The organism is Nitrincola iocasae (assembly GCF_008727795.1).
GTDB lineage: Bacteria > Pseudomonadota > Gammaproteobacteria > Pseudomonadales > Balneatricaceae > Nitrincola > Nitrincola iocasae.
This window is the reverse complement of record NZ_CP044222.1, coordinates 501,927-519,977: the sequence shown is the minus strand read 5'-3', so window position 1 is coordinate 519,977 and position 18,051 is coordinate 501,927. Positions and strand designations below refer to the sequence as shown.

The window sequence follows — 18,051 nt, the reverse complement described above, 5'->3', positions numbered from 1 at the left end:
CTTAATCCTGTGTTGACGACTTGAGTAAGGGTAGCCGAAACACGGCTCGTGTGCCCTGACCTGGGGCTGAAATCAGTTCAAATTGACCGTGATGAGCACGAGCGATCACCTGCGCAATAGCCAGCCCCAAGCCGGTACCGTGTGATTTGGTGGTATAAAAAGGCTCCAGCGCTTTACTGATAGCCTCAGCATCCATCCCTGGACCGTTGTCAGTTACGCTCAACTGCAACCCACCACCCTCCTCTGCATCCAGGCGGATTAGCAGCTCAGCACCTTCCCCGGTCGCCTGAAGCGCATTATTTACCAGATTCAGCACCGCACCCAGCAGCGCCTCGAGGTTACACTGCAGGCTGACGTCCCCTACAGCATTGATAAAGTCACATTCGGCATTATACTGAGCCAGCGGCTGATCCAGCAGATCTTCAATCCGAGCCAACAGCTCATCCGCTGATACGCGGTTTTCCAGACGCGTCTCCCCCCGAGCAAAAATCAGCATATCACGTACCTGCTGCTCCAGATGCGTTAGGTGCACCCGCACCTTACCGGCAAAGCGTAGACGTTGATTATCTGACAGTTCAGCGGCGGTCAGATGTGAAGCATAAATCAACGCAGCTGACAGGGGTGTTCTGACCTGATGGGCCAGCGATGCCATCATCCGCCCCATTTCTGACAGGCGCTGATAGTGGTGTAACTTGGATTGCAGGTCACGAGTCTGGGTCTGATCCGTCATGAACACCAACTGTCCTGGCTCATCAGGCAGGGCCTGGGTTGACAACAAAATCCGGCGGCCATTCTTAAGAGAAACCTCATGACCATCGTCCGGACGCGGTGCAAAACACTGCTGAATCACTTCAAGCCAGGCGCGCTCACGCAGGTTAACACCCAGCAGACTTTCAGCTGCGGGATTCGTTTCGCTGATGCGCCCACGATTATCGATCACCAGGAATCCGGTGGGCATCAGATTGACCAGTTTACGCAAACGCGTCAGGGCCAGTTGCTCTGACTTTAATGCAGAAACCTCGGCTTCCAGTTCTGCAATGCGTGCGGTGACAGCCTGATTACTCTCTTGATTCATAAGCGCACGATTCCATATTTACGCATTTTCTCTACGAGCGTAGTACGGCGTATACCTAATACCCGGGCGGCTCGGGCAACCACCTGAGCGGATTGATCCAGTGCCTGCTCAATCAACTGCTGTTCCATGCTTTCGAGATACTGCTTAAGATCCATACCCTGTTCCCAAGAGCGCAGGCCTGTATCCATTCTTGCAGCAGACTGACTCAAGGCCTGAGTGTCAGATTCACTATGTAGGGGAGCATTAGAAACGTCATAACGTGCAGGATCTGGCTCATCTACATGGCGAAACTTCGGCGGCAATTCGGACACACCGATAACCCCGACAGGATGAATAATGGCAAGGCGTTCAAGTAAGTTGGACAGTTCCCGAACGTTGCCAGGCCAGGGATGACGCCGTAAGGACTCCAGTGCATCGGGAAGAAACTGTAATCCGCCCAATCCCTGAGACTCAAGGCGCTTGGAAAACTCAGCAATTAACAAAGGCAGATCCACCACACGTTCTCTCAATGGTGGCATTTCGATCGGAAATACATTCAGCCGATAGTACAAGTCTTCGCGAAATTCGCCGGTAATAATCATCTCTTCCAGATTTTTATGCGTGGCGGTAATGATACGCACATCCACCTCCAGTGTGCGGCTACCACCCACCCGCTCAAACTGGCGTTCCTGCAACACTCGCAAGAGCTTTACCTGCATCGGCAAGGGCATATCGCCAATTTCATCCAGAAACAACGTACCACCATCGGCCAATTCAAAACGCCCGGCACGACTGCTGATGGCACCAGTAAACGCACCTTTTTCATGCCCGAACAGCTCGCTCTCTAATAATTCTGAAGGAATAGCACCACAATTCACCGGCACAAAGGGCTTATCACAACGGGGGGAATGCTGATGCAGTCCGCGCGCCACCACTTCTTTACCGGTTCCCGACTCACCGGTAATTAATACACTGACATCTCGACAGGCCACTTGCGCGATCAGGTTACGAATAGCGCAGATACGTTCACTTTGACCGACGAAGCCCTCGCAGTCGACTGCGGGCTGGTGCTCAGCACCTTCACGGTTAAAAAACACATGACAACGATGCAACAGATCAATAAAGGTGTTGTAACGATAGGGAGGCAGAAAGCTACCCAGAATACCCAGTTGCTGAAGATCGCTGGAGTTAAGCTCGGACCACTCACACAACAGCAACTTGGGTAAAGGACGCTGACCAACACGCAGCTCTGTGATCAGTTTATCTAAGGCAATAGGCAAACTACTATGACCTATCATCACCAATCCAATTTTGGATAAATCAAAATTCCGACTCTGCTGTAGCCAGGTAACAAAGTCAAAAATATGACAGTTCAGTCCCATAAACTCCAGTGAAGTTTGCAGGGCCTGCTGGCGTTCTGGCTCATCATCCAGGACTAAAACGTCAGAAAATTTACTATTCATGCGTGCAACCGGCTAATATGTCTGCGGCAACACTACCTTGGACGGCCATTTACGTCAATAGTTTGACTATTTAATCACCTAATTCATTACAATCAGGTTGATTTTTTGGGTGGCATTACTGGAAACTGGGTAATTGTTCCCTTGGCATCACTGATTTTTGCCACACCACTCTGACGCACCTCATCGATGCGAATAACGGCATGCACAGGCACATAAGTTCGCTTCACTTCACCAAACTGCTGACGTAGTTTTTCCTCAGAGGGGTCCACGACTAATTCGGAACGTGAACCAAACACAAAGCCTTCCAGCTCAAGAAAGCCCCAGAGATCGCTCTGAAACACATGCCGCACATACAACTCATACACCTTATCCTGATTCACAAAGGCGACTCGGTAGATAGGTTCTTCAGCAGCCATAAAATTCTCTTCACTCCGGTTTAAAATAAATAGCGTATTAGTCATAAATCGGGGCGATACTGGTCAGTTTCAAGCCGATGATAAAAACTGTTCATAAAATAGACAGCGTGTAGCGAGTCAGCGACTCGTCAGCTATAATTACCGCCCTATTTAAAAACCCAAGTCCGGATTGCAGGTAACACATGAGCAAAAAACTGTTTATCAAGACGCATGGTTGTCAGATGAACGAATATGATTCTTCCCGTATGGCCGATCTGCTGGGCGATAGTCACGCGCTGGAGCTAACGGACAACGCTGATGAAGCCGATATACTGCTACTCAACACCTGCTCTATTCGTGAAAAGGCTCAGGAAAAAGTATTCCATCAGCTTGGGCGCTGGCGCAAGCTAAAAGAACAGCGTCCAGAGCTGATTATTGGCGTGGGTGGCTGCGTTGCCAGTCAGGAAGGTAATGCAATTCGTGACCGGGCACCCTATGTCGATATGATTTTTGGCCCACAAACCTTGCACCGCTTACCGGAGATGATCAACGAAAGCCGCAAAGGCAGCGTTGGTATCGTCGATATCAGCTTTCCGGAAATCGAAAAATTCGACAGGCTTCCCGCACCACGTGCAGAAGGCGCTGAAGCGTTCGTCTCCATTATGGAAGGCTGCAGCAAATACTGTACCTTCTGTGTAGTGCCATACACCCGTGGTGAAGAAGTCAGTCGCCCACTACAGGATGTGCTGAATGAATGCCAGGAACTGGCTGATCAGGGTGTCCGCGAAGTCAACCTGCTGGGGCAGAACGTCAATGCTTATCGAGGTGATACACCTCAAGGCGATGAAGTTGACCTGGCCGAACTCATTCGGCGTGTTGCCACGATTGACGGTATCGACCGGATACGTTTCACCACCTCGCATCCGGTAGAGTTCAGCGATAGCCTGATTGATGTTTATGGCGAGGTTCCCGAGCTGGTCAATCATTTGCACCTACCGGTACAGAGTGGTTCAGATCGGATACTGATGGCGATGAAGCGTGGTCATACCGCACTGGAATACAAGTCCAAGCTACGCCGTATCCGCAAACTGCGCCCTGAGATCAGTTTCTCATCAGATTTTATTATCGGCTTTCCCAATGAAACAGAGGCTGATTTTGAAGCCACGATGAAGTTGATTGATGACATCGGCTTTGATGCTTCATTCAGCTTCATCTACAGTCGCAGACCAGGCACACCGGCTGCCGACCTGCCCGACAATGTCGATGATGAGGTGAAAAAACAGCGCCTCAGCCTGCTGCAGCATCGTATCACCCAGCAGGCCATGGCGATCAGCCGCCGCATGGTGGGTAAGGTTGAGCGTATTCTGGTCAATGGCTACTCAAAAAAAGACCCGGGCCAACTCTCAGGCCGCACCGAAAACAACCGTGTAGTCAATTTTCGTAGTGACAACCCCGACCTGATCGGCCATTTTGCCGATGTGAAAATTGTTCAGGCCTACGCTAACTCACTGATCGGCGAACTAGTCAGCTCCGAACTCGACACAACCCACTAATCCGGCATGCCGGCTTCAGGATATTGATTTGGCTAACCCCACTACACTCAGTTTTTTACTCGAACCAGACAATCCCGCTGCGCTGGCCAACCTATGCGGCCAGCTCAACGAGCATATACTGCTGATGGAAGAACGGCTGGGAATAGAAGTATTGCACCGTGGCAATCACGTTCAGTTGATAGGTGATCCTGAAACCTGCCAGACGTTCAAGCCAATTTTACTACAGTTGTATCAGGAAGCCTGCCAGGGCATAGATTTGACACCCGCCCAGATCCACTTGGCATTGAAACAAACAGGTGCCGAAATGCGCCTGCCTGCCAGCACCATCACAGACCGCGACCTGACTATCCGTACTCGAAAAATGCAGATTCGTCCTCGCAGTGACAATCAGAAAAAATATGTGCAATCTGTACAGACTCTTGATATCAACTTCGGTATAGGACCAGCCGGTACCGGCAAAACATACCTGGCTGTTGCCTGTGCTGTCGAAGCGCTGGAACGGGAAGAAGTCAGCCGCATCCTGCTGGTCAGGCCTGCCGTAGAAGCCGGAGAAAAATTAGGCTTCCTGCCAGGCGACTTGTCACAGAAGGTCGATCCTTACCTGCGTCCACTTTATGATGCACTTTATGAAATGATCGGTATTGAAAAAGTCGCCCGCCTGATTGAAAAAAACGTCATTGAAATCGCGCCTTTAGCCTATATGCGTGGCCGAACGCTGAACGGCTCTTTCGTGATTCTGGATGAAAGCCAAAACACCACCCGCGAACAGATGAAAATGTTCCTGACACGCATAGGCTTTGGCTCGACAGCGGTCATTACCGGCGATGTTACCCAGATAGACCTGCCCAAAGGTGTGCGCTCGGGCCTGGTGCATGCGATCGAAGTACTCAAGGGGGTAGAGGGCATAGGCTTCACTCACTTCAGCGCCAAGGATGTCGTCAGACACCCACTGGTACAACACATCGTTCTGGCTTATGATCGCTATGAAAAACTGGAAGCCGGACAAAACAACCCTCAAAACAACCATCGCAGAGATCAGCACTGATGCCGTTTGATGTCGATATACAGATTGCCGTGGAAGACCAGGTCTTACCAGATGAAGCCGCCTTTCAACGCTGGGTAAACACTGCCCTGTCTGGCCGACTAGAGCAAGCCGAAGTCTGCATCCGCATCGTCTCTCCGGAAGAAAGCCGTGAGCTCAATCTCACTTGGCGCGGCCAGGATAAACCTACCAACGTGCTATCCTTTCCGTTCGAAGCCCCACCGGGTATAGAGACCCATCTGATCGGTGATCTGGCCATCTGCGCAAAGGTAGTTGCCGCTGAGGCTGAGGAGCAACAGAAGCAACTGGCGGCTCATTGGGCTCACATGGTGATCCACGGAGTCTTGCATCTGATCGGATTCGATCATATAAATGACGATGATGCCGAAGCCATGGAAGCACTTGAAGTGTCTTTACTGGCTCAACTGGACATATCTAACCCTTATTTATCCGCTTAGAGGACATCATGAGCGAAGACCGATCGGGCGCCGTCAGTAAAGGCTGGCTAGGAAAATTAGCTCAAGCCTTCTCAGACGAGCCACCCACACGTGAAGATCTGATCAGCGGCCTGTACGAAGCGGCTGAAGCCGGAGTGCTTGATAATGACGCCCTGAGTATCATTGAAGGCGCCATGCAGGTTTCTGACATGAAAGTGCGCGATGCGATGATTCCGCGCTCGCAAGTCACCATGGTCCAGATCAACCAGTGTCCAGCAGATTTTCTGCCCGTCATTATTGAAACGGCCCATTCGCGCTTTCCGGTCTGCGGTGAAAACCCGGATGAAGTCGTTGGCATACTGCTGGCCAAAGACCTGTTGACCTATATGCTGGAAGGTAATCTGGAAAACTTCAGCCTGGCCAACTGCCTGCGTCCAGCCGTATTCATTCCCGAAGGCAAGCGCCTGAACGTGCTGCTACGGGAGTTTCGAGGAACACGCAACCACATGGCCATCGTGGTTGATGAGTATGGCGGCATATCTGGTCTGATCACCATTGAAGATGTACTGGAGCAAATCGTCGGCGAGATTGAAGACGAGCATGATGAGGATGAAAACGAAGGCAATATCAAAGCTTTGGATGACAAAGGTTATCTGGTCAAGGCGCTGACACCGATTGATGATTTCAACGAATTTTTCAATAGTGAATTTTCAGATGAAGAATTCGATACCATTGGTGGCATCATTACCCAGAGCTTCGGGCGCCTGCCTTGCAAAGGCGAAGCTGTTTCGCTTGAAGGTCTCGCCTTCAGTGTCATCTCTGCCGACAATCGCCGCATCCGCTTATTACAGGTTACCCCTGAGGAAGTCTGATTGATGATCCGGACTGCAGGGGCATTGCTGAGCGGTGCTTTGGCTGTATTTGCATTCGCGCCGTTCAGCCTGCCCCTGTTTGCACTGATTAGCCCAGCGGCTCTTTTTCTACTACTAAAAGATATCCAACCACTCAAAGCAGCCTGGATTGGCTGGTGTTACGGCTGCGGATTCTTCGGAGCCGGGGTCTCCTGGGTCTGGGTTAGCATCCATGTCTATGGCGGCGCTTCAGTGCTACTGGCGACACTCGCCACCAGTCTCTTTGTTATGGCACTGGCACTGTTGTTCGCCTTACAAGCCTGGCTTTTAGTGCGTATCTTCCACAGTAAAACGACCTCATGGCTAGGTTTTATTGCTGTATGGATAGGATTTGAGTGGTTGCGCAGCTGGTTTCTCACCGGTTTTCCCTGGCTGCTACTCGGCTACACCTGGCTGGATACTCCGCTTAAATCACTGGCTGGATTATCGGGAGTGTGGGGCTTATCGCTGATGACGCTTTGCCTGGCGATCGGTAGCGTCCAGGCTATCACCCAACGCTCTTCCAAGCCGTTATTTCTGGCACTGGCACTCCCCTTACTGAGCTTAAGTCTTCCAAGCAGTTGGACCAGCGAAAAACCTGTACCCCACCTGCAAGTTGCCCTGGTGCAACCCAATATTTCCCAGCATGAAAAATGGGATTCCAGCCAGTTGGAGGCAATATTGCAACAGCATATTGACCTCAGTAAGCCCTACCAAGACCATGATCTGATTGTATGGCCGGAAACGGCCATACCAAGCCTCTACTATCAGGCAGCACCTTACACTGAGGACTTTTTCAGTCATTTGAATACCATTGGCACCACACTGATCAGCGGGTTTCCGTTTATGACCTATGACACTGACAACCCTGACATCAGACGCTTTCATAACAGCCTGGGTATTTTCAGCCAGGGCAATGGCGTCTACCATAAGCAGCGTCTGGTTCCGTTTGGTGAATATGTGCCGCTGGAGCAGCAGCTGCGCGGACTGATCGATTTCTTTGACCTGCCGATGTCCGAATTCAGCCTGCCAGAGCACACCGATCTGATGCTGCAAGTAGGACAAACCCAACTAGCGACCCTTATCTGCTATGAAATTGCCTATCCAGAACTGACCCGACGCTCGGCGATGAATAGCGACTTGATTTTAACGGTATCCAATGATGCCTGGTTTGGTGACTCACTTGCCGCCGAACAACACCTGCAAATAGCCCGCATGCGCGCACTGGAGAACGGGCGCTGGGTAATTCGCGGCACCAACGACGGCATCACCGCCGTCATTGCCCCGGATGGAGGCCTCAACCAACGACTCAGCCGAAAACAGCCCGGTGTACTCAGTGCAAGCATCCCGTCCATGCAGGGTCAGACACCTTATCAAAAAGTAGGCGTCTGGCCAGTACTGGGAATCAGCCTGCTACTGTTGTTGCTCGGTTTGTGGCCAAGGCCCTGGCGAGCGTTCAAAGATCACGCCATGACAGGCTGAGCAGGCATCAATAACGCTGGTTTTGATTAACAATTGCGGCTCACCACAACTGACACATTGCAAACGTCCCGGCAAGGTAATTTCGCCCGCCAGATATTGCTGATCAGCATGCGTTAACTGTTCACGTAACAGCTCATGCTGCACGCGGGTTTTATCCGCCAACTCCCACAACCGGTTCATCACTGTCTGCTCCAGCGCATTCAGATCAAAATTCAGCCAGGCCGCAATCCCTTCGCCTGTTTCATGTGCATAATAACCTATCTGCTTAAGATCTCGTTCTATATAGGCCCTGAGAAGGTCCATTTCATCCCGAGTCATCTCTTCAGCGGCCATCTCCAGCTCGATAGCCTCCTGGATGGTCTCTTGCAGGGATTCCCAAGTCGATTCACCGGCTTCATCAATGTTCCGACGCAACCTGTCCAGAATACGATCATAGACTTCAGGTGCCACTTCGGAATGCTTTACCGGTTTTTTATCTGAATCTTGCATAACTACTCCTTAATCACCGTCAGGGTGATGAGATTAAGCTCTGTTTGCAGGCTTGTATATATTGTATGCTATGCCGCATCTATAAATCTTTCCAATAAATTACGAGCTGTTGCAGAAGTTACCTTCTCCCCAGCCCATGAATAAGAGTTTTAACCAGATACGATGAACGAGCACTATCAGCCGCAGGAAATAGAACCCCTTGCCCAGCGCTTCTGGGAAGAAAAGGGAAGCTTCAAAGCCATTAATGACCCGCAGAAAGAAAAATTCTACTGCCTGTCTATGTTCCCCTACCCCAGCGGGCGGTTGCACATGGGCCACGTACGTAATTACACCATTGGCGACGTGATCTCGCGCTATCAGCGCATGCAGGGTAAAAGTGTACTGCAACCTATGGGCTGGGACGCGTTTGGCCTGCCAGCCGAGAATGCTGCAATCAACAACAACGTAGCACCCGCCAAGTGGACCTACGAAAATATTGACTACATGCGCAATCAACTCTGTCGCATGGGGTTTGGTTACGACTGGTCGCGGGAACTGGCCACCTGCCACCCGGAGTACTATCGCTGGGAACAATGGTTTTTCACCAAGCTGATGAAAAAAGGCCTGGTTTACAAGCGTGATGCTGAAGTGAACTGGGACCCGGTCGATCAGACCGTGCTTGCCAACGAACAGGTTATTGATGGCCGCGGCTGGCGCTCGGGCGCTTTAGTAGAGCGCAAAAAAATTCCGCAATGGTTTCTTAAGATCACAGATTATGCTGATCAACTCCTGGATGATCTGGATAAATTGGAGCACTGGCCTGAACAGGTCAAGACCATGCAACGCAACTGGATAGGTCGTTCAAAAGGGGCTGAGATCAGCTTCCATGTACCCGATTATGGTGATCTGGAAGTCTTTACCACTCGCCCGGATACCCTGATGGGCGTCACCTATATGGCCGTAGCACCACAGCATCCACTGGCGCTCAAAGCGGCTGAAAACAATTCAGAAATCGCTAACTTTATTGCTGACTGCCGCAACATGAAAGTGGCTGAAGCCGATATAGCGGTTATGGAAAAGAAAGGCGTGGCCTTGGGCATTGAAGCCTTACATCCGCTAACGGGTGAACTGATCCCTGTCTGGACAGCCAACTTCGTATTAATGGATTACGGTTCAGGTGCGGTCATGTCTGTACCCGCTCATGATCAGCGCGACTGGGAGTTTGCACGCAAATACAACCTGCCACTCAAGCAAGTGATCACCAGCTTGAACAACCAGGTTGAAATCGACCTGGACAAGGAAGCTTTTACCGAAAAAGGCCCGTTAATCAACTCCGGTGACTATGATGATCTGGAGTTCGATATGGCTTTCAAGGCCATTACCAAGGAGTTGTCTAAGCGTAAACGCGGCAAAGTCACTATCCATTACCGCCTGCGTGACTGGGGTGTTTCGCGTCAGCGTTACTGGGGCGCACCGATTCCGGTCATCAATTGTCCTGACTGCGGTCCGGTCGCTGTTCCGGAAGATCAGTTGCCCGTAGTGCTACCAGAAGATGTCGAGTTTGATGGCGTTGGTTCGCCACTTAAAAAAATGGACAGTTTCATCCAGACGACCTGCCCTGAATGTGGCAGCGCTGCCGAGCGTGAAACTGATACCTTTGATACCTTTATGGAATCCAGCTGGTATGCCGCTCGCTTTGCCAGCCGCTCGTCAACTAATGCCATGCTTGATCCGGCTCAGTCCAGTTATTGGCTGCCAGTGGACCAGTATATTGGTGGTATAGAGCATGCTATTTTGCATCTGCTCTACTCGCGTTTTTATCACAAACTCCTGCGTGATGAAGGCCTGGTGGACTCTGACGAGCCGTTTACACGCTTGCTCTGTCAGGGCATGGTACTGGCCGAAACCTATTACCGTGAAGATGAGCGGGGTGGTCAGACCTGGATTGCGCCAGCCGATGTTATTACTGAAACCGATGAGAAAGGCCGCATTATTAGTGCTCGCCATAAATTAGACGGTGAGCCGGTGATCGTGTCAGGTATGGCGAAAATGTCTAAATCTAAAAACAACGGTATTGACCCCCAGCTGATGATAGATCGCTATGGTGCCGATACAGTGCGTTTGTTTATGATGTTTGCTGCACCGCCTGAGCAATCGCTGGAATGGTCTGATTCAGCCGTTGAAGGTGCACATCGCTTCCTGCGCCGCTTGTGGAAGCAGGTGCACGATCATCTTCAGCATGGCCTTCCGGTAAATTCACTGAAAGCCTCAGATCTGAGTGATGAGCAAACCGAGTTACGTCGCAAAGTACATGAAACGATTCAAAAAGTATCGGATGATACCGAACGGCGCCAGACTTTTAATACAGCTATTGCTGCCATTATGGAACTGTCCAATGCCATTGGTCGATTTCATGATGTCAGTCCACAGGGACGTGCCGTTATGCACGAAGCCCTGGAAACGGCTGTACTATTGCTGTCGCCCATCGTCCCGCACATCTGCCATCAACTCTGGCAGCACCTGGGCCATGAACAGGCAGTAATCGAGGCGACCTGGCCGCTGGTGGATGAAGCCGCGTTAACCCGCTCAACCGTGGAGATTGTTGTACAGGTGAATGGCAAGGTACGAGCCCGTATAGAAGTCGCAGCAGATGCCGATGAGGATACCCTGCTGCATTTGGCACTGGCGGAAGAAAATGTGCAAAAGCACATGCAGGGCAAAACGCTGCGCAAGAAAATCGCCGTTCCCAATAAACTGCTAAACATCGTGGTAGGCTAGGAGATCCCTATGGTCCATCTAACCGGCTCTCAATCCTCCTTGCAGCGAACACTGGTGCAAGCTCTACTACTGACACTGCTATTACTAGTAATCAGTGGCTGTGGTTTCAAATTGCGCGGGCTATACGACATTCCTGAATCTCTGAAACAGGTGACTCTACTGAGTGATTCAAATGATCCACAACTGGAGCGGACGTTAGAGCAAGCTCTGGAAGCCAATGGTGTTGAAATCACCAGCGAGGCACCTTATCGAATCGAGCTGCTGGAGCAACGCTTTGACCGCCGCACCCTATCATTGGATAGCAGCGCAAGAGCATCGGAATACGAGTTGCGCGGCGAAGTCACCTTCAGAGTGACTGATCAGGAAGGTGAGGAATTACTCCCACCACGCACACTGACGTCTGAGCGCTCCTACAACGTTGATAGCGCCAACATTACCGCCAGCAATTCGCAGGAACCAGTATTGCGTCAGCAGATGCATCAGGATTTGGCCCAGCAGATTATGCGTCAATATATTCGCCTGCGTCCACCAGCATCCGCTAACTGACCATGAAACTTCGGGCCGAGCAATTACACGGGGCTTTGCAGCGATTCACTGCCAGCCCCGTTTTTCTGGTAATCGGTGATGAACCCTTGCAATCCCAAGAGGCGGCCGACCAGATTCGTGCTTATCTGAGACAACAGGGTTTCAGTGAACGTGACGTGCATCAGTCAGACAGCCATTTCAGCTGGGAAACCACACTGTTAGGTACCAATGAACTGTCCCTGTTTGCTGACCGAAAGATCGTCGAGATCCGCTTGGGTAGCCATAAAATCAATAAAGGCGACGGTCAGCTACTGCTTGGTTGGCTCAGAGACCCTCCCCCTGATACAGCATTATTGCTGATTATGGAGAAAGCCGATGCGGCCAGCCGCAAATCAGCCTGGTTCAAGCACCTGGAAACAGATGGGCTGCTGATTGAAGTGCATGCACCTGACGCGGCACAACTACCGCAATGGTTGTCTCAGCGTGCAGCCAGCCAGGGAATGCAACTCAATGATGAAGCCTTGCAGGTACTGGCAGAACGCATTGAGGGCAACCTCTTGGCAGCACACCAGGAGCTGGCTAAGCTGCAACTCTTGTTTCCGGATACCCAAATCACTGCTGAGCAAGTTATTGCCTCGGTTTCAGATAGTTCACGCTACGATGTATTTGCCTTAACCGAAGCCGCGCTAAGCCGACAACCAGAACGCTGCGAAAAAATCCTCACGGCACTAATCCAGGAAGGACTTGAAGCACCCGTGGTGCTCTGGGCACTAACCCGGGAAATCCGCACGCTGTATAATGTTCAGCTGGCACTGCAACAGGGCCAACAATACGATAGCCTGTGTCAAAAAGAGCGCATCTGGGGTAAACGCAAAGCTCTGGTACGTAAGGCTAGCCAGACCCAGGCGTCCACAACACTGGAGTCATTGCTGAAATCAGCGGCTTTGGCCGACCATGCCATCAAGGGGATGCATGACCAAAGCCCCTGGTTGATCATCCGTCAAATTGCACTCAAGCTTGCAGGAGTTTCCCTACTACCGGCACTGGAGGATCGATGAAGTCCATCCTACCCTTACTGCTTTTCATGCTGTTTTTGACTGCCTGTGACGCAGATATCCCGCCAGCCAAAATGACCAGCGGGGAACAGCTTTATGGCTACTACTGCCGGGAATGTCACACTTATCGGGGCCTTGGAGATGAGTTACAAAACCTGCCAGTTGGTATCAGCCAACTGCAAGTGCATGATGTTGTCCTAATTATTAAACATGGCTACCAGTTTGGTCATCCCATGGGGCACTTTCCCGACCTGAGCGACGAACAAGCAAACACTGTCGCCCGCTACGCTGTAGATCTGCGTCGGCGTCAACGCGAGCAACGCTTACATGAAAACACACAGACTGTAGACTGAGTCCCCATCAGCTGCCCCATATACAGGCAGCGAGCATATTACTGGACGATTTTGATGCATTTTTCTGTCAATCCTTAGTCACAAAAATACCTTACCAAACACCACGTGCCCCGAATGCTCTTGCTTCCAGCCTTAAATACCTACTTAAAAGCAACTTGGCACGGACCCTGCTTACATTCCTTAGAGGAACATTATATAACCATAAATAAATAATTGGCAGACCTTTCAGTCTGTCTATGACTGTGTTTTTAGCCGCCCCAACAACCTTTCTGAGGATTGACCTATGGATGAGCTTCAAACTCCTTCCCTTGCCGAGCTACATGCTCTGATCGATATGACCAACACCCTGAACATGGAGATTTTTTACTGGTGGTGCACCGCCCTGATGATACTGATACATGCCGGATTTCTCTCTTATGAAATTGGCGCATCTCGACTGAAAAATGCCCTGGCTGCCGGGGTAAAAAACATCCTCGCCTTCGCGCTGATCATTCCAGCTGTGTACCTTATCGGCTGGGCAATTTACAACGCATTTCCGGATGGGTTAGTGCCAAGGATGGACGCATTCATGGCATCTATGCCCTGGAGTGAATCAATGGGACCCAACATCCAGGATAATGCTACCGGCATTTTCTGGGGTGCTTTCGCGCTTTTTGCCGCCACGACCGGCTCTATTTTTTCTGGCGCAATCATTGAACGCGCTCGTGTCAGCGCCTTCCTGATACTGACGTTATTGCTCGGGGGCGTACTCTGGCTATTCGCAGCAGCTTGGGGCTGGCATCCAGAAGGCTGGCTGACGGTAAAATGGGGTTACCATGATGTAGGCGCTGCAGGCGTAGTACACATGGTTGCTGGCTTTTTTGCACTAGCCGTGGTGATTAACCTGGGGCCGCGTATCGGACGCTTTAACACCGATGGCTCGGTCAATCCCATTGCTGGCCATAGCATGCCAATGAGTGTTGTTGGACTGATGCTGATTATTGTTGGTTTTTTTGGCTTTCTCGGTGGCTGCATCATTTATAACGGAGGAGCTCAGTGGATCAACATATATGGCCAACCGACCACACTCTCGGCTTTTTCCTTTAATACCTTGATGGGTTTTGCCGGCGGTGTTGTCGGTGCATACCTGATCAGCCGCGAGCCTTTCTGGATGATGTCTGGCGGACTGGTCGGTATTATTTCGATTGCACCAGGACTTGACCTCTATCACCCAGGACTTGCTTACCTAATCGCACTCGGGGTTGGTTGCTTAGCCCCAATGATGAATCAGCTACTACTGCGCCTCCGCATTGATGATGCCGTAGGTGCTTTTGCGGTACACGGATTTGCCGGTTTCGCCGGATTACTGATCAGCGGCATTTTTCTTAGTGGCTATCCAAACATGGAAGGCATGGCCGATATCAGCTTTACTGGCCAACTTGTCGGTGCGATCGTGATGGCTTCACTGGGATTCATTCCAGGCTACATGCTCTCTTACCTGCTAAAACAGGTGGGCATGCTGCGAGTTCCCAGACAGGCTGAAGAGCGCGGACTGGATCTGACCGAAGTACCAGCACAAGCCTATCCGGAATGGGATGCAATGCATGGACAAGCAGCAGTTACTCGTTTCGAAAACAGCAGCCCGGCAACCTCAATACCTTTAGAAAACAAGCTTGCTTAAGCCGCTGGCTAAAACATATTAATTAAGAGGATCAACCATGAGTCTAACTACATTTGAAGGTGCCAGCGCGGTGTTCACCTTCTTCGACAAACCCGTAATATTGAGTCTGATTACACTCGGTGTTGCTGCCGCGGTCATCTTGGTGGTAGTCGCTAGTGCGAAGCACGAAAAACACAGCTTCAGCAGTCCAATGGATCCTTTGAAAAATCGCTGAGGATCGTGGTTGACTGGCAGCTCTCTTAGCAGAGCTGCCAGCACCAGACACTTAATAGCCATACCGGCTAATAATGATCACTAACTCTCATCATCATCCTCATCAGCCTCCATTCCCAATTCTTTGATCTTGCGCGTTAAGGTATTTCGGCCCCAACCCAACAACTCGGCTGCATCCCGTTTGCGCCCCGCGGTATGCTTCAGCGCGATCTCTATCATTGCCTGCTCAAACATTGGCAAGGCTTCATTGAGAATAGACTTGCGTCCACGACTCAACTGCTGATCCGCCCAGTTACGCAACAACTGGTCCCAACTGCCCCCAGCAGGCTGGCTAATTTCCGGTCGGTCGAGCAACTCTGGGGGTAAATCAGAGATCAGTACTTCCCGACCTGAAGCCATCACTGTTAACCAGCGGCAGGTATTCTCCAGTTGCCTGACATTACCCGGCCAGGGTAGATCACAAATAAACTCTTCTGTCTCGGCTTTAAGGGTTTTTGGCTCTACACTCAGCTCTTCGGCTGAACGTGCCAGGAAATAGCGAGCCAACCTCGGGATATCTTCACGCCTTTGTGACAATCTGGGAATATGAATGCGGATAACATTCAGACGATGGAATAAATCTTCGCGAAAGCGCCCTTCCTGAACCAGGGTTTCCAGGTTCTGATGGGTCGCCGCAATAATGCGAACATCCACTTTAACCGGGGTATGACCACCCACTCGATAAAACTCACCATCAGCCAACACACGTAGTAGACGCGTCTGCGTATCAGCGGGCATATCACCAATTTCATCCAGAAACAGCGTACCGCCATCGGCCTGCTCAAAGCGACCTCGACGGGCAGCAGCTGCACCGGTAAACGCGCCTTTTTCATGACCAAATAGTTCAGACTCAATCAGATCTTTAGGAATTGCTGCCATATTAAGTGGAATAAACGGATGCGCGACCCGTGGACTGTGTCGATGCAGTGCATGTGCCACCAACTCTTTGCCCGTACCTGAATCACCATTGATCAACACGGTTATATTGGATTGTGACAAACGTCCGATAGCGCGAAATACTTCCTGCATTGCCGGTGCTTCACCAATAATTTCAGCGGTATCAGTCTCAATAAGATCGGGAGCTTTTTCTCGCCGTTCATGCGCATGCTCTACTGCTCTGGCGACCAGCGCAACGGCATCATCCACATCAAAGGGTTTGGGCAGGTACTCGAAGGCGCCACCACGATAAGACGCCACAGCACTATCCAGATCGGAATGTGCGGTCATAATAATGATGGGCAGGTCAGGATAGTCAACATGGATACGCTCCAGCATTTCCAGTCCATCCATTCCCGGCATACGGATATCACTGATAATGGCATCCGGTTGTTCCAGTGACAGCTTTTTCAGCAACTGGTCCGCACTTTCAAAAATAGCGGTTTTCAATCCAGCGGAACTTAAGGCCTTATCCAACACCCAGCGTATCGAACGGTCATCATCAACCACCCAGACATTACCGCTTGTATTCATGATTCTGCTCCAGTGGTATTAGTAAGTGAAATCGTGTCTGGCCCGGCTCTGTAGTGCACTCTATCAGTCCACGATGTCGATTGATGATAGCTTGTGCAATGGATAAGCCCAGGCCGGAGCCTTCGGCACGCCCGGTCACCATCGGGTAAAAGATACTAGATGCCAGCTCTTCTGGAATACCCGGACCGTTATCGATTATTTCAATTGAACACACCAACCGGTGTCTTTCGGTACCCAGCGTCATCTGGCGCAACGCACGAGTTTTAATGGTGATAGAGGGTTCTTCAGTGGCTGATTCATGCAGCGCTTGCATGGCATTACGGACAATATTCAGAATAGCCTGAATCAACTGCTCTTTATCCCCGGAAAACTCCGGAATACTTGGATCATAATCGCGAGTCAGACTGATTTTCTCTTCAGATTCAGCCCTGACCAAGTGGCAGACACGCTCCAGGATGGCATGAATATTAACCATTTCCAGATGGGGCAACTTATGAGGACCCAACAAACGGTCCACCAGGTTGCGCAAACGATCCGCCTCATCAATGATCACACGAGTATAATCGTGTAGATCAACATCCGTCAGTTCACGCTCAAGCAACTGGGCCGCCCCACGAATTCCACCTAATGGATTTTTAATTTCATGTGCTAAACCTCTGACCAATGAACGCGCTGTTGCATGACGGGATAATAGCTCCTCTTCACGCTCAATACGCAGCAAACGGTCTCTTGCCTGAACTTCCAGGAGCAACCCCAGCGAGGGAGATAAATTGACACTATAGTCAATCAGTAACTCTTGCCCCATGGCATTCATCAGACGGGCTTCACGTTTACTGTAAGGATGCAGCGATGTTAAGGCATCACGCATCAAATCCAGATCTTCTTCACTAAACACCAGCCATTCATAAATAGCCTTACCTTTTAAGCGGCGTATGGATGCTTGCAACAGCATTTCTGCCGCTGGGTTCATATAGGTTATAAACAGCTGATTATCGAGCAGAATCACTGACGTTGTCAGGTTATCCAGTATCTGCTGATGAATCGATTTTATTGGCATTAAACATCTCCTCTTGCATTGTTATAGCAAGAAAGGTGCCACTTAAATAACCCCTTACGATCCAAATAAGTGCAGTGGATACGGGTTTTACGGTCATATTAGCCTTAAGCAACTCAC

Annotated in this window: 17 protein-coding genes; 11 read left to right on the top strand and 6 right to left on the bottom strand. The window is 50.7% G+C overall.

All coding sequences use genetic code 11. The features are described from left to right. Position 1 precedes the first annotated feature (1 nt). The 3 genes from F5I99_RS02470 to F5I99_RS02460 form a co-directional block, all read right to left on the bottom strand. Positions 2 to 1,075 (bottom strand): sensor histidine kinase, encoded by a 1,074-nt coding sequence (locus F5I99_RS02470; RefSeq protein WP_151053492.1) that lies wholly within the window; start codon positions 1,073 to 1,075, stop codon positions 2 to 4. Further along, positions 1,072 to 2,517 carry a sigma-54 dependent transcriptional regulator gene (locus F5I99_RS02465; RefSeq protein ID WP_151053491.1) on the bottom strand — a complete coding sequence of 482 codons (1,446 nt, stop codon included), beginning with the start codon at positions 2,515 to 2,517 and terminating at the stop codon, positions 1,072 to 1,074. Before F5I99_RS02465 ends, F5I99_RS02470 begins: the two co-directional genes overlap by 4 nt. A 92-nt stretch (positions 2,518 to 2,609) precedes the next feature. Continuing rightward, on the bottom strand, positions 2,610 to 2,933 hold the full coding sequence (locus F5I99_RS02460) for a DUF1820 family protein (protein ID WP_151053490.1): 324 nt from the start codon (positions 2,931 to 2,933) through the stop codon (positions 2,610 to 2,612). A gap of 182 nt (positions 2,934 to 3,115) precedes the next feature. On the opposite strand from F5I99_RS02460, the gene miaB reads away from it, so the two are divergent. The 5 genes from miaB to lnt are packed head-to-tail and all read left to right on the top strand — an operon-like array spanning position 3,116 to position 8,316. Beyond that, a complete protein-coding gene (gene miaB, locus F5I99_RS02455; RefSeq protein WP_151053489.1) occupies positions 3,116 to 4,465 on the top strand; it encodes a tRNA (N6-isopentenyl adenosine(37)-C2)-methylthiotransferase MiaB in 1,350 nt (449 codons plus the stop codon). A gap of 28 nt (positions 4,466 to 4,493) precedes the next feature. Then, entirely contained in the window at positions 4,494 to 5,510 is a 1,017-nt protein-coding gene (locus F5I99_RS02450) for a PhoH family protein (RefSeq protein ID WP_225307515.1), read from the top strand. Continuing rightward, complete coding sequence (gene ybeY, locus F5I99_RS02445; RefSeq protein ID WP_151053488.1) at positions 5,510 to 5,965, top strand: rRNA maturation RNase YbeY; 456 nt, start codon at positions 5,510 to 5,512, stop codon at positions 5,963 to 5,965. Before F5I99_RS02450 ends, ybeY begins: the two co-directional genes overlap by 1 nt. Before the next feature lie 8 nt (positions 5,966 to 5,973). Beyond that, on the top strand, positions 5,974 to 6,816 hold the full coding sequence (locus tag F5I99_RS02440) for an HlyC/CorC family transporter (protein ID WP_151053487.1): 843 nt from the start codon (positions 5,974 to 5,976) through the stop codon (positions 6,814 to 6,816). Between the two features lie 3 nt (positions 6,817 to 6,819). After that, positions 6,820 to 8,316: an apolipoprotein N-acyltransferase gene (gene lnt, locus F5I99_RS02435; protein WP_151053486.1), complete on the top strand. Its 1,497-nt coding sequence runs from the start codon at positions 6,820 to 6,822 to the stop codon at positions 8,314 to 8,316. On the opposite strand, the gene F5I99_RS02430 is transcribed toward lnt, so the two are convergent. Continuing rightward, the gene (locus tag F5I99_RS02430) at positions 8,248 to 8,805 is read right to left on the bottom strand and encodes a zinc ribbon-containing protein (protein WP_151053485.1); all 558 of its coding nucleotides are present in this window, start codon (positions 8,803 to 8,805) and stop codon (positions 8,248 to 8,250) included. The two genes, lnt and F5I99_RS02430, sit on opposite strands and share 69 nt — an antisense overlap. 162 nt (positions 8,806 to 8,967) lie before the next feature. On the opposite strand from F5I99_RS02430, the gene leuS reads away from it, so the two are divergent. From leuS to F5I99_RS19410, 6 genes are all read left to right on the top strand, one after another. After that, complete coding sequence (gene leuS / locus F5I99_RS02425; protein ID WP_151053484.1) at positions 8,968 to 11,562, top strand: leucine--tRNA ligase; 2,595 nt, start codon at positions 8,968 to 8,970, stop codon at positions 11,560 to 11,562. A gap of 9 nt (positions 11,563 to 11,571) precedes the next feature. Then, positions 11,572 to 12,108, top strand: coding sequence for an LPS-assembly lipoprotein LptE (locus F5I99_RS02420; protein ID WP_151053483.1), 537 nt, complete (start codon positions 11,572 to 11,574; stop codon positions 12,106 to 12,108). 2 nt (positions 12,109 to 12,110) lie between these two features. Further along, positions 12,111 to 13,145 carry a DNA polymerase III subunit delta gene (gene holA, locus F5I99_RS02415; RefSeq protein WP_151053482.1) on the top strand — a complete coding sequence of 345 codons (1,035 nt, stop codon included), beginning with the start codon at positions 12,111 to 12,113 and terminating at the stop codon, positions 13,143 to 13,145. Continuing rightward, positions 13,142 to 13,495, top strand: a complete 354-nt coding sequence (locus F5I99_RS02410) for a c-type cytochrome (protein WP_151053481.1) — start codon at positions 13,142 to 13,144, stop codon at positions 13,493 to 13,495. Before holA ends, F5I99_RS02410 begins: the two co-directional genes overlap by 4 nt. Before the next feature lie 283 nt (positions 13,496 to 13,778). Continuing rightward, entirely contained in the window at positions 13,779 to 15,155 is a 1,377-nt protein-coding gene (locus tag F5I99_RS02405; protein WP_151053480.1) for an ammonium transporter, read from the top strand. A 37-nt stretch (positions 15,156 to 15,192) separates the two neighbouring features. Beyond that, positions 15,193 to 15,369 carry a hypothetical protein gene (locus F5I99_RS19410; RefSeq protein ID WP_191905933.1) on the top strand — a complete coding sequence of 59 codons (177 nt, stop codon included), beginning with the start codon at positions 15,193 to 15,195 and terminating at the stop codon, positions 15,367 to 15,369. 80 nt (positions 15,370 to 15,449) lie between these two features. Here the strand turns inward: F5I99_RS19410 and glnG are convergent, their stop codons facing one another. Together glnG and glnL are read right to left on the bottom strand one after the other, a co-directional pair. Beyond that, positions 15,450 to 16,877, bottom strand: a complete 1,428-nt coding sequence (glnG, locus tag F5I99_RS02400; RefSeq protein WP_151053479.1) for a nitrogen regulation protein NR(I) — start codon at positions 16,875 to 16,877, stop codon at positions 15,450 to 15,452. Then, positions 16,861 to 17,934 carry a nitrogen regulation protein NR(II) gene (gene glnL, locus F5I99_RS02395; protein WP_151053478.1) on the bottom strand — a complete coding sequence of 358 codons (1,074 nt, stop codon included), beginning with the start codon at positions 17,932 to 17,934 and terminating at the stop codon, positions 16,861 to 16,863. The genes glnG and glnL overlap by 17 nt, the downstream gene beginning before the upstream one ends. Positions 17,935 to 18,051: the final 117 nt, after the last annotated feature.